Source organism: Pseudorhizobium flavum (assembly GCF_044142885.1).
Taxonomy (GTDB): Bacteria; Pseudomonadota; Alphaproteobacteria; order Rhizobiales; family Rhizobiaceae; genus Neorhizobium; species Neorhizobium flavum.
The window spans coordinates 294,113-306,354 of sequence record NZ_JBIOKZ010000003.1 but is presented as its reverse complement, the minus strand read 5'-3'; the positions used below and the strand labels follow the sequence as shown (position 1 = coordinate 306,354).

The window sequence follows — 12,242 nt, the reverse complement described above, 5'->3', positions numbered from 1 at the left end:
GCGACCAATGAAAAGCCTGAACCTCATTCATAAATGCAGGTGATGTAATCGCCTGCATTCCGCGCCCTCCGCTCCACGACCCCCGCGATGCGCCGCATGCCGGGGCCCGGCTTGCCGGCAACTCGGGTGATCGGGTTGGGGAGTGCTGCCGCGAGCAGTGCAGCCTGCCCGCGCGTCAGCTCGCCGGCCGGCACGCCGAAATGGTGTTGTGCGGCAGCCTCCGCTCCGTAGATGCCCGGGCCCCATTCGGCGACATTGAGGTAGATCTCCATCGTCCTCGGCTTCGACCAGACAAAGTCGGCGGCGATCGCCAGCGGCATCTCCAGGGCCTTGCGAACGAAGGAGCGGCCATTCCACAAGAACAGGTTCTTGACGGTTTGCATGGGGATGGTGCTCGCACCGCGGGTTGTCTCGCCTTCGAGCGCCCCCTGCACGACCGCCTTCATCTCTCCCCAGTCGACACCGCCATGGCGGCAGAACTGCCCGTCCTCCGACATCATCACCGAGCGGACGAGATTGGGCGAAATGTCATCCAGGCTGACCCACCTGCGATCGTAGCCCTTCAGGGTCACGAGATCCGCCAGCATGAGCGTGGACACGGGATGCACGACCGGCGACGCATAGGCAAGAATGAGCACGTAGGGGACCGCCAATGCCACCAGTCCGATCAGGACAAGTCGGCGTAGAAAACGAGCGAGCGAGAGCTCTCTGCTACGATGCAAGCCTTCGCCTCCCTCTCCTGCCTGTTGCTCGGATCTCACAGCTGATTTCACCTCTTCATTCGGCCGCTTCTTAACGTTTGGTGCGGTCAAAGACCAGCAAATTGACCGATTGGCGTTTGCGGTGCCAAAGCCGAAGTTGAAGTCCGTCATGACCCGTGCCAAACAACCGAAATGACAATATCGACCGTTTCGTTTGAACAGCATCTGGGCGAGAGTGCCAAGCGGACGGAGGCCCTTCTCGCCTCCCTGCTCTCCGGCAACTGCCTGCCTGACGAGATCTCGCGCCCAGCGCCGCTGCTGGCGGCGATGCGGCATGGCACCCTGGATGGCGGCAAGCGGCTGCGGCCATTCCTCGTGCAGGAGAGCTCGGCGCTTCTTGGAGGCGACCCACAGGTCGCGGCGCGGGTAGGCTGTGCGCTGGAATGCGTGCATTGCTACTCGCTGATCCACGACGACCTGCCCTCGATGGACAATGACGACACGCGGCGCGGCAGGCCAACGGTCCACAGGGCCTTCGACGAAGCCTCCGCGATCCTGGCAGGGGACAGCCTGCTGACCTACGCCTTCGACATCATAGCCGCGCCGGAAACGAGGCTTGCCGACAGACAGAAGATCCAGCTCGTGCTGTCTCTGTCGCGGGCATCCGGCATGGGCGGCATGGCCGGTGGCCAGTCACTTGATCTGGCTGCCGAGAATTCGGCTCCCGACGAAGCCGAGATACAGACCCTGCAGGCCATGAAGACGGGTGCACTGTTGCGCTTTGCCTGCGAAGCGGGTGCCATCATCGCCGGCGCGGATATGGAAGATCGCCAGCGCCTCCGGACCTTCGGGCAGAAGATCGGGCTTGCTTACCAACTCGCGGACGACCTTCTTGACCTGAAGGCCGATGCGGCGACCATGGGCAAGGCAACCGGCAAGGACGCTGCCCGGGGCAAGGCAACGCTCGTGGCCTTGAAAGGTGCCGATTGGGCCGAGGAACGCCTCTCGGCCCTGACGGAGGAGGCTATCGGGCTGCTTGCCTATTTCGGCTCCCGGGCGACCACGCTGCAGCAGACGGCGCGGTTCATCGCAGAGCGCAAGAGCTGAGGACGGGAGAATGGGGACGTGATCGTCTATCTCCCGCAGATCTGGCCAGCTTATGTCGCCTATCTCGTTGCCGTCCTAAGTCCAGGCCCCGCAGTCTTCACCATCATCGGAACGGCCATCGCGCAAGGCAGAAAAGCGGGCCTGATTACCGCGCTCGGGATCAGTCTCGGCTCCGCCACATGGGCCATTTCCGCTGCCATGGGCATGGCCGCCCTGCTTCGCCACTATGCACTTGCCCTCGAGATCCTGAAGATTGCGGGCGGCCTCTATCTTCTCTATCTCGGCTGGAAGGCATTTCGCGCGGCAAGCCTGAAGGAAGAGGACCTGCCTTCGCTGGTGCGGAGTTCAGACCGCAGCTCGCGCCAACTCTTCCTGCGCGGCTACGCCATCCACGTGACCAATCCGAAGGCGATCTTCGCCTGGCTGGCCATCATCTCACTTGGGCTACCGCCGGGCGCGCCCGGCACCGCGATCGCCGTCATTATCGGCGGATGCCTGACCTCGGGCCTGCTGATCTTCACCGGCTATGCGATCCTGTTCTCGACATCGCAGGCGCTACGCGTCTACAGGGCCGCCCGCCGCTGGATCGAGGGCGCAATGTCTGCCGTCTACTGCTTTGCCGGACTGAAGCTCCTGACGAGCCGCCTGTGAGGCTCGCCAGGAATTTTCCTCAGCGGGTGATCGGCGCGATCAGCACTTCAACGCGGCGGTTCTGTGCCCGCCCTTCCGGCGTAGCATTCGAAGCTACCGGCTGCGACGGGCCGAAACCGAGGGTCGATATGCGGCGCTGGTCGACACCACGGCTTCCGAGGTAGTTTGCAACCGAAGCGGCACGCCGCTCGGACAGGCCCTGGTTGTGCGCAAGGCTGCCGGTCGAATCCGTATGGCCGTTGACGTCGATCAGAGTCCGGTTGAACTTGTTCAGCACGATCGCCACTGAATCTAGTGTCGGATAGAAAGGCGGGATCACCTGGTCCTGGTCCGTCGCGAAGGTAACGTTGGACGGCATGTTGAGAACGATGCGATCGCCCATGCGGGTCACGGAAACCCCGGTACCCTGCAACTGCGCACGCAGTTCCGCCTCCTGCTGGTCCATATAGTTACCGATGGCCCCGCCGGCGAGACCGCCCACTGCGGCGCCGATCAGCGCACCTTTCCCGTCACCGCCGACCGCAAGCCCGGTGAGGGCACCGAGACCGGCCCCTATGGCGGCTCCACCGGCGGTGTTGGAAACCTTCTGCTGACCCGTATAGGGATCGGTCGTGGTGCAGGCGGAAAGGTAGGTCGCGGCAAGCGCGACGAATGCAAGCTTCTTGATCATGCGAATCGAAGTCCCCGTCGTCTGTGATGAAAGGTCATTTACCACAGATTGCGGCGATTGCGGGACAGCCGCTTGTCATTCAGCAGCGGATCGCTGACCGAACCGCTGCTCGATATAATCGATGACCAGTCTTTCGAAATCCGCGGCGATGTCCGGCCCGCGCAGGGTCAGGGCCTTCCGACCGTCGATAAAGACCGGAGCGGCGGGAGTTTCCCCAGTGCCAGGCAGAGAAATCCCGATATCGGCATGCTTGCTTTCACCTGGACCGTTGACGATGCAGCCCATCACCGCAACGTTGAGCGCCTCGACACCCGGATATTTCTCCCGCCAGACGGGCATGTTCTTGCGGATATCCTCCTGGATGCGCTGGGCGAGCTCCTGGAACACGGTCGATGTGGTGCGGCCGCAGCCGGGGCAAGCGGCCACCACTGGGATGAACTGGCGGAAGCCCATGACCTGAAGCAGTTCCTGCGCGACCTGCACCTCGCGGGTACGGTCACCGTTCGGCTCCGGCGTCAACGAAACGCGGATCGTGTCGCCGATCCCGTGCTGCAGGACATAGCCCATGGCCGCCGACGAGGCGACGATACCCTTGGAGCCCATACCCGCCTCGGTAAGCCCAAGGTGAAGCGCATGGTTCGAGCGTTCCGCCAGCATGGAATAGACGGCAATCAGGTCCTGTACCTGGCTGACCTTCGCCGAGAGAATGATGCGGTTGCGTGGCAGGCCGATGTTCTCGGCGAGTTCGGCCGAGATCAGCGCCGATTGCACGATCGCCTCGTGCATGACCTGGCGCGCGGACATGGGCGAGCCTTCCGCGGCGTTCCGGTCCATCAACGTTGTCAGGAGATCCTGGTCGAGTGAGCCCCAGTTGACCCCGATGCGGACCGGCTTGTCGTAGCGGATCGCCATCTCGATGATGTCGGCGAACTGCTTGTCCTTTTTGTCCTTGAACCCGACATTGCCGGGATTGATCCGATACTTGGCAAGTGCCTCCGCACAGGCGGGATGATCGGCCAGAAGCTTGTGGCCGATATAGTGGAAGTCTCCCACCAGCGGCACGTCCATGCCGAGACGCAGCAGGCGCTCCCGGATCTTCGGCACGGCTGCGGCGCTCTCGTCGCGATCGACGGTGATGCGCACGATCTCCGACCCTGCCGCATGGAGTGCAGCAACCTGCGCCACGGTCGCATCAATGTCGGCCGTGTCGGTATTTGTCATCGACTGGACGACGACGGGAGCACCACCGCCGACAATCACACCGCCGACATCGACTGCCACGGTCGCCCGGCGTGGCTTCGGATCATATTCAAGCGGTGTGGACATAAAGCTCTCGCGTCTGAAAACCTGCCCTTCAGGTGGAGGATGCCCTTGCCAATGTCAACCTCGCGGCATTGTCCACCGATGCGGCTCTTGCGATTTCAGTCGTGACGCACCCCGTCTGCATGGCGCGCCAGCGGCGACAACATCAATACGACCAGGTGCAGCACAGAGAGCGCGGCGAATATCATGGCAAGCCCGCTGTACTCGGCGATGAACCCGATGGCCGACGGCGCAAGAAGGATGCCCGAATACCCCATGGTGGTGACGACGGAAAGGCCGACGCCCGGCCGCAATCCGGGAAGGTTTCCGGCCGCCGAGAAGACGATCGGCACGAGGTTGGAAATCCCGATGCCCGCGAGTGCAAATCCGAGGATGGCGGTATCGGCGCTCGGAGCCAGTCCGGCAAGCAGCAGGCCTGTGACGGAAATCACGGCACAGACTCGCAGCGTCCGCACAGCTCCGAACCTGTCCCGGACGAGATCTCCCGCGAACCGCATAATCGCCATGGTCAGCGAGAAGGCCGCAAACGCGAATCCGGAGGCGGTGACGGAGGAGCCCAGTTCCTGGCGAAGGTAGAGCGCACTCCAGTCGATGACGGCTCCTTCCGGGATCATGCAGAAGAGGGCCATCAGGCCGAGCAACCAGGGCAGCGCAGTTCGCGGCAACCGCAACCGCTCATGCACCTCTTCCGGATGGGGAGCGTCCCGCAAGACCATGGGCCAGGCGAAGGCAAGCATCAGCGCAGCAGCGATCGTGACGAGGATCACATGGCCGGTAACCCCCATTCGTTCGATCAGGAAGCCACCTGTGGCGGCGCCGAGAAGGCCCCCCAGGCTCCAGAAGGCATGGCAGGACGACATGATCGCCCGGCGCATGTGCTTCTCTACCGCAACGGCATTGGCGTTCATCGCCACATCCATCGCACCGATCAGGCCGCCAAAGAGAAAGATGGCGACGGCTCCCGACCAGATGCTGCCGACCCAGGTCAGGAACAGAAGCGTCGGCACGGCAAGCAGTGCGGTGATCCGGGATACGGTGCTGGAACCAAAGCGAGCAATCTGGGCGCCGGCTATCGGCATCATTACCAGCGAGCCGAGTCCGAAGACGAGGATCATCACACCCAGCGCGCTCTCCGTCAGGCCCAGCCGGCTCGCAAATTCCGGGATCTTCGGCGCCCAGGCACCCACGAAAAAGCCGTTCATCAGGAACAGCAGCGCGACGCCTGCCCGTTCCCGCGTAACGTATGCCTGCCGCACACCGGCCGTCCTGCTTTGGGGCATATCCATTCGATCCAGATCCCGTTGTGAGGCGAGATCTATTTCAATCGATTAGGATAGCAAGCCGCAAGTCCTCCTGCGGCCTCACATTTTGTTTCGACGTGCCACCCTTGTGAGAGGCCTTATGCCCCGTAGACGAGGAGAAGATCTTTCGCATCGATCTGGTCGCCGGCCTTTACCAGCAGTTCGGCCACGACGCCGTCCCGCTCGGCATGCAGTGCCGTTTCCATCTTCATCGCCTCGATCGACAGCAGCACATCGCCAGCCTTGACCGTCTGGCCGGCGGAGACAGCGACCGTGGAGATGACGCCGGGCATCGGCGCGCCCAGGTGGTTGGGATCCGCAGCATCCGCTTTCCGTCGTACGGCGGATCCCGAGGCACCATGCATCCGGTCCGGCACCTTGATGCGGCGAGGCTGACCGTTCAGTTCGAAGAAGACCGTGACCATACCCTTGTCATCGGTACCGCTGGTCGCTTGGTTGACGATGACAAGCGTCTTGCCGCGCTCGATCTCCGCAAACAGTTCCTCGCCGTCCTCCAGACCGTAGAAATAGGCATGGGTCGGCAGAACGGAGACCGGGCCATAGGTTTCGAGCGCCTGCGCGAAGTCAGTGAAGACCTTGGGGTACATGAGGTAGGAAGCGAACTCGAAATCCGTGACGGAGCGTTCAAGCTTCGTCTCGATCGCCATCCGTTCGGCATCAAGATCGGCATCGGCAAGCAGCGAACCCGGCCGCTCCGTATAAGGCGTGTCACCCTTGAGCGCCTTCTTCTGCAGCTTCTCCGGCCAACCGCCGGGGGGCTGGCCAAGGTCACCCTTCAGCATCGACACAACCGAGTCCGGGAATGCAATGTCCTTGTCCGGGTTTTCGACATCCGCCACCGTCAGGTCCTGGCTGACCATCATCAGCGCCATGTCGCCCACCACCTTGGAGGAGGGCGTGACCTTGACGATATCACCGAACATCCGGTTGGCGTCTGCATAGGTCTGGGCGACCCGGTGCCAGCGAGCATCGAGGCCAAGCGAGCGCGCCTGCTCCTTCAGATTGGTGAACTGCCCGCCCGGCATTTCGTGCAGATAGACTTCCGAAGCCGGTCCCTTGAGGTCGCTCTCGAACGCTGCGTACTGGTTGCGGACCGCTTCCCAGTAGAACGAGATCCGACGGATCCACTCCGGATCGAGGCCCGGATCTCGTTCCATACCCGACAGAGCCTCGACGATCGACCCGAGGCAGGGCTGGGAAGTCGTACCGGAAAACGCGTCCATGGCTGCATCGACGATGTCGACGCCGGCTTCGACGGCCGCAAGTACCGTCGCTGCCGCGATGCCCGAAGTGTCGTGCGTGTGGAAATGGATCGGCAGATCCGTCGCCTCCCGCAGCGCCTTGAAGAGGACGCGTGCGGCCGCTGGCTTCAGGAGGCCCGCCATGTCCTTGACCGCGATGATATGGGCTCCGGCCTTCTCAAGTTCCTCCGCCAGGGAGGTATAGTACTTGAGATCGTACTTCGGACGCGCCGCATTGAGCAGGTCACCCGTGTAGCAGATGGCGGCCTCGCAGATCCGATTCTCCTCCTGAACCGCATCCATCGAGACGCGCATGTTCTCGACCCAGTTGAGGCAGTCGAAGACGCGGAAGACGTCGATACCGCCGCGGGCTGCCTGCCGGACAAAGTACTTCACGACATTGTCGGGATAGTTCTTGTAGCCAACGCCATTGGCGCCGCGCAGGAGCATTTGCAGAAGAAGATTGGGGGCTCCCTCGCGAACCAGTGCGAGCCGTTCCCATGGATCCTCCGTCAGGAAGCGCATCGAAACGTCGAAGGTGGCGCCGCCCCAGCATTCCAGGGAGAACAGGTTCGGCAGGGCTCGGGCATAGACTTCCGCGATTCGGGCGATATCGTGGGTGCGCATGCGTGTTGCAAGCAGCGACTGGTGCCCGTCCCGCATCGTCGTATCGGTCATCAGAACGCGGTTTTCGCTGCGGATCCACGCGGCGAACCCCTTTGGCCCAAGCCGGTCGAGCATCTGCTTCGTGCCATCCGGCACCGGACCGTTGATATAGGGAACAACCGGCTTGGCGGCCTGCGGCGACGGCAGGGGCCTCCCCTTCACTTCCGGATGCCCGTTGACGCTGACATCGGCAAGATAGGTAAGCAACTTCGTGGCCCGGTCCTGCCTCTTCACCTGCGCAAAGAGCTCTGGCGTCGTGTCGATGAACTTCGTCGTGTAGGAATTGTCTCGGAAGCTCGGGTGGCCGATGATCGCCTCGAGGAAGGTGAGGTTGGTGGCGACTCCGCGGATGCGGAATTCCCGCAGGGCCCGGTCCATCCGGCTGATCGCTTCCTGCGGCGTGCTGCCGGATGCCGTGACCTTCACCAGTAGCGGATCGTAATAACGGGTGATGATCGCACCTGAATAGGCGGTGCCGCCATCGAGGCGGATCCCGAAACCGGCAGCCGAACGGTAGGCGGTGATGCGCCCATAGTCGGGAATGAAGTTCTGTTCCGGATCCTCGGTGGTGATCCGGCACTGCAGCGCGTGGCCGTTGAGGCGGATGTCTTCCTGCCGCGGCACACCGGACTCGGCTGTACCGATTGCCGCGCCTTCGAGGATGTGGATCTGCGCCTTCACGATGTCGATGCCCGTGACAACCTCGGTCACCGTATGCTCGACCTGAATACGCGGGTTAACTTCGATGAAGTAGAACCTGCCGGTATCAGCATCCATCAGATACTCGACGGTGCCCGCACCGACATAACTCGTGGCCCTTGCAATCTTCAGGGAGTACTCGGCCAGTTCCTGACGCTGCGCTTGGCTGAGATAGGGGGCCGGAGCGCGCTCGACGACCTTCTGGTTGCGGCGCTGAATGGAGCAGTCTCGCTCGAAGAGATGGACGACATTGCCGTGCGTGTCGCCAAGGATCTGGCTTTCCACGTGGCGGGCCCGCTCGACGAGCTTCTCGAGATAGACTTCGTCCTTGCCGAAGGCCGCCTTTGCCTCACGCTTCGCTTCCGTCACTTCCTTGGCAAGGTCGGCTTCCGATCGAATGACGCGCATGCCACGGCCGCCACCGCCCCAGGACGCCTTCAGCATCACCGGGTATCCGACTTCGGCCGCCATCCTAGCGACTTCAGCCATGTCGTCCGGCAGGGGTTCCGTGGCCGGCACGACCGGCACGCCGACCGATACCGCAAGATTGCGTGCGGCGACCTTGTTACCGAGCTTGCGCATGGTATCGGCGGTCGGACCGATGAAGATGATACCGGCCTCATTGCACGCGTCGACGAACTCCGGGCTTTCCGATAGCAGCCCATAGCCGGGATGGATGGCATCTGCGCCCGAGAGCTTCGCAACCCTGATGATCTCCGGGATGGAGAGATAGCTCTCGATCGGCCCGAGATCCCGCTCCAGATGCGGACCGCGGCCCACCTGATAGCTCTCGTCCGCCTTGAACCGGTGGAGCGACAGCTTGTCTTCTTCGGCCCATATCGCAACCGTCCTTATGCCAAGCTCGTTGGCGGCGCGAAACACCCGAATGGCGATCTCGGAACGATTGGCGACAAGTATTTTCGATATGGGCAAGGTAGATCTCCTCCATCAACCGCGGCCGTTGCTGCACTGCGAAGAGCAATAGCCGCTTAAGCGGAGAAGTTCAATTTACTCATTTTCAGAATAGCCGAGTCAGATCACGATGCCCTTGCGCAGCGCGAGGGCCACCACATGCTGACGGTTCTTGGCCTTCATCTTGTCCTGGAGCCCATTGATGTACCAGTCGACGGTGTGGCTCGATATCTGCAGCGTTCGGGCAATCTCCGGTGACGTCAACCCCTGAGTGAGATGGGAGATGACTTCCAGTTCGCGACGGGTGAGTGGGACACTGTCCGGTTCATGCTTCTCATGCTCCGAGGCCGCCCCCTGCAACTCAAGGTGCCGCCACATGATACGTTTTGCTGCCGTATCGAAGAGGCTGATCTCCACCGGTGAAAGTTCGACTGGCCGGCCAGTGATCGACATGTGGCCCATCAGGCCGTTCCGCCCATGGATAGGGAAGACATAGCCGTCGAGGATGCCGTGCCGCATCGCATCCTGCGTCAAGCGCTGGAGTCGGGCCCGCCGCGGATCATTACGCATCAGTGAGGCGGCATCCCGCATCCGAAAGGGACGCTGGGCGACGAGCAGCATGCGTGCGACGGGATCGACCAAACCATAGCGCTTCGCGACATAGACCTGCCGCCAGTTCTCCGGCATCCGCGCAGCGAGAACATGCTCCGATTCACCGTTTTCCGGCTTTGCACGAAGTGACAGCTCGTAGAAATCGAACCGGTAAGAGCCCAGAAGGGCCTCGAGTTGGCCGATCAATTCTCCTGCAGTCTTCGCTTCGCCTGCAAGAACGAGAAGTTGCACAATTAGATGAACACTCAAAGCTGCCCCCAGCTCAATGCGATTGCCAGCCTAGACGGCGAATCTCCCGCAAGTGTTGATATCCAGCAGCTATGGTTATCAACGGTTGAATTTGAATCGCTAGATTTAGCGCTTTGCGACGTAATACTGACAGAAACCGAATGAGCCGCCGTAGGTTCCCCAGCAGCCAGTGCAGAACTTTTCGACTTGCTATCCATTGTTCAGCGGGCCTTCATGGTGCTGGAGTTAAAGGTCCAGCAAGAAGCAGGCCGTCGAGCCGAAGATGAAGATAATATTAGGGAAAGGATAGCGGCAGGTGACGCTGTTCCAAGTTTATACGAGAGCACTGAAGTACCTGGCCGATAACCGGTTCCGGGTCGCCGTGGTGGTTCTTGCCAACATCGTGCTGGCGGTGATCACGATCGCCGAGCCGGTGCTCTTCGGTCGCATCATTGACGCCATCTCCTCGGGCGGAGAGGTGACCGCGATCCTGATGCTCTGGGCGGGCTTCGGCGTCTTCAATACGGTGGCTTATGTTCTCGTGGCCCGAGAAGCCGACCGGCTGGCCCACGGGCGCCGTGCTTCACTTCTGACCGAGGCCTTCGGGCGCATCATCTCGATGCCGTTGGCATGGCACCATCAGCGCGGAACCTCCAATGCGCTACACACGCTGCTGAGGGCAAGCGAGACACTCTTCGGCCTCTGGCTGGAGTTCATGCGAACCCATCTTGCGACGGCGGTGGCCCTGCTGCTCCTGATCCCCACGGCCTTTTCCATGGATGTGCGCATGAGCATCGTTCTTGTGCTCCTCAGCATCAGCTACTGGATGATCGGCAAGATGGTGATGAACCGCACCAAGGAAGGTCAGGCTTCCGTGGAAGGGCATTACCACAACGTGTTTTCGCATGTGAGCGATTCGATCAGCAATGTCTCTGTGCTGCACAGCTACAACCGCATAGAGGCGGAGACGCGAGCGCTACAGGACTACACGAAGAACCTTCTCGCCGCCCAATATCCCGTCCTCGACTGGTGGGCCTTGGCCAGCGCACTCAACCGGACGGCGTCGACCGTCTCGATGATGGTGATCCTGATCATCGGCACCATTCTCGTCCAGCAGGGAGAGTTGCGGGTCGGCGACGTCATCGCCTTCATAGGCTTCGCGAACCTGCTGATCGGCCGTCTGGATCAGATGCGGCAGTTCGCGACCCAGATCTTCGAGGCACGGGCGAAGCTCGAAGAGTTCTTCATTCTCGAAGACTCGGTCCAGGAGCGCGAAGAGCCGGCCGGCATGGCCGAACTGACGGATGTTCGCGGCACGGTCGAGTTCAGGAACGTGTGCTTCGACTTTGCGAGCACCGCGCAGGGAATCCGGGACATCTCTTTCCTTGCCAAGGCAGGTGAAACGGTTGCGATCGTCGGTCCAACCGGCGCGGGGAAGACGACCCTCGTCAACCTCCTGCAGCGGGTCTACGACCCAAGGCAGGGACAGATCCTCATCGACGGGATCGACATTTCGACCGTTACCCGACGCTCCCTCCGCCACTCCATCGCCACCGTCTTCCAGGATGCTGGCCTTCTCAACCGCTCGATCACCGAAAACATCCGGCTTGGCCGTGAAGGCGCTACCGAGGAGGAAATCACCAGGGCCGCAGAGGCTGCCGCGGCGACGGACTTCATCGAGAGCCGTCTCACCGGCTACGATACGTCCGTCGGAGAACGCGGCAATCGCCTCTCTGGCGGCGAACGCCAGCGAATTGCGATCGCACGCGCTATCCTCAAGAATGCTCCAATCCTGGTGCTGGACGAGGCGACCAGTGCCCTCGATGTCGAAACGGAGGCCAGGGTCAAGGCGGCAATCGATCGCCTGCGGGAGAACCGTACCACCTTCATCATTGCCCATCGCCTTTCGACCGTTAGGGACGCCGACAAGGTGATCTTCCTCGACAATGGCCGCATCGTCGAGATGGGCACGTTCGATGAACTGAGCCGTAGCGGCGGCCGCTTCACCTCCCTGCTTCGGACCAGCGGCATCCTGACGAACGAAGAGCACGCGAGCAGCATGCCCGTGGCACAGGCCTGAACAACGGGGAAGATCTCGTTCTGATATCTT

The 12,242-nt window shown here is 61.8% G+C and carries 9 protein-coding genes; 3 read left to right on the top strand and 6 right to left on the bottom strand.

Annotated features, from left to right (window positions below):
- Window positions 1-23: 23 nt before the first annotated feature.
- Window positions 24-722 (bottom strand): monofunctional biosynthetic peptidoglycan transglycosylase, encoded by a 699-nt coding sequence (mtgA, locus tag ACEPP2_RS08295; RefSeq protein WP_395516297.1) that lies wholly within the window; start codon window positions 720-722, stop codon window positions 24-26.
- A 171-nt stretch (window positions 723-893) separates the two neighbouring features.
- Between mtgA and ACEPP2_RS08290 the strand changes: the two genes are divergently transcribed.
- On the top strand, window positions 894-1,808 hold the full coding sequence (locus ACEPP2_RS08290; RefSeq protein WP_142586512.1) for a polyprenyl synthetase family protein: 915 nt from the start codon (window positions 894-896) through the stop codon (window positions 1,806-1,808).
- A gap of 18 nt (window positions 1,809-1,826) precedes the next feature.
- Entirely contained in the window at window positions 1,827-2,459 is a 633-nt protein-coding gene (locus ACEPP2_RS08285) for a LysE family translocator (RefSeq protein WP_395516296.1), read from the top strand.
- A 19-nt stretch (window positions 2,460-2,478) separates the two neighbouring features.
- Here ACEPP2_RS08285 and ACEPP2_RS08280 read toward each other — a convergent pair whose 3' ends face one another.
- From ACEPP2_RS08280 to ACEPP2_RS08260, 5 genes are all read right to left on the bottom strand, one after another.
- On the bottom strand, window positions 2,479-3,129 hold the full coding sequence (locus ACEPP2_RS08280) for an OmpA family protein (RefSeq protein WP_052640548.1): 651 nt from the start codon (window positions 3,127-3,129) through the stop codon (window positions 2,479-2,481).
- Window positions 3,130-3,204: 75 nt separating this feature from the next.
- On the bottom strand, window positions 3,205-4,455 hold the full coding sequence (gene ispG / locus ACEPP2_RS08275) for a flavodoxin-dependent (E)-4-hydroxy-3-methylbut-2-enyl-diphosphate synthase (protein ID WP_077549252.1): 1,251 nt from the start codon (window positions 4,453-4,455) through the stop codon (window positions 3,205-3,207).
- Window positions 4,456-4,550: 95 nt separating this feature from the next.
- Window positions 4,551-5,738 (bottom strand): MFS transporter, encoded by a 1,188-nt coding sequence (locus ACEPP2_RS08270; RefSeq protein ID WP_077549251.1) that lies wholly within the window; start codon window positions 5,736-5,738, stop codon window positions 4,551-4,553.
- A gap of 113 nt (window positions 5,739-5,851) precedes the next feature.
- Window positions 5,852-9,313 (bottom strand): pyruvate carboxylase, encoded by a 3,462-nt coding sequence (pyc, locus tag ACEPP2_RS08265; RefSeq protein ID WP_395516295.1) that lies wholly within the window; start codon window positions 9,311-9,313, stop codon window positions 5,852-5,854.
- Between the two features lie 99 nt (window positions 9,314-9,412).
- Window positions 9,413-10,153, bottom strand: coding sequence for a helix-turn-helix transcriptional regulator (locus ACEPP2_RS08260; RefSeq protein ID WP_077546961.1), 741 nt, complete (start codon window positions 10,151-10,153; stop codon window positions 9,413-9,415).
- 295 nt (window positions 10,154-10,448) lie between these two features.
- Between ACEPP2_RS08260 and ACEPP2_RS08255 the strand changes: the two genes are divergently transcribed.
- Entirely contained in the window at window positions 10,449-12,212 is a 1,764-nt protein-coding gene (locus tag ACEPP2_RS08255) for a glucan ABC transporter ATP-binding protein/ permease (protein WP_281977122.1), read from the top strand.
- Window positions 12,213-12,242: the final 30 nt, after the last annotated feature.

What these genes read in the sequence shown, in the direction of transcription:
- ACEPP2_RS08290 (WP_142586512.1), top strand. Translation starts at nt 894, where the DNA reads ATGACAATATCGACCGTTTCGTTTGAACAGCATCTGGGCGAGAGTGCC.
- ACEPP2_RS08280 (WP_052640548.1), bottom strand. Translation starts at nt 3,129, where the DNA reads ATGATCAAGAAGCTTGCATTCGTCGCGCTTGCCGCGACCTACCTTTCC.
- ispG (WP_077549252.1), bottom strand. Translation starts at nt 4,455, where the DNA reads ATGTCCACACCGCTTGAATATGATCCGAAGCCACGCCGGGCGACCGTG.
- ACEPP2_RS08270 (WP_077549251.1), bottom strand. Translation starts at nt 5,738, where the DNA reads ATGGATATGCCCCAAAGCAGGACGGCCGGTGTGCGGCAGGCATACGTT.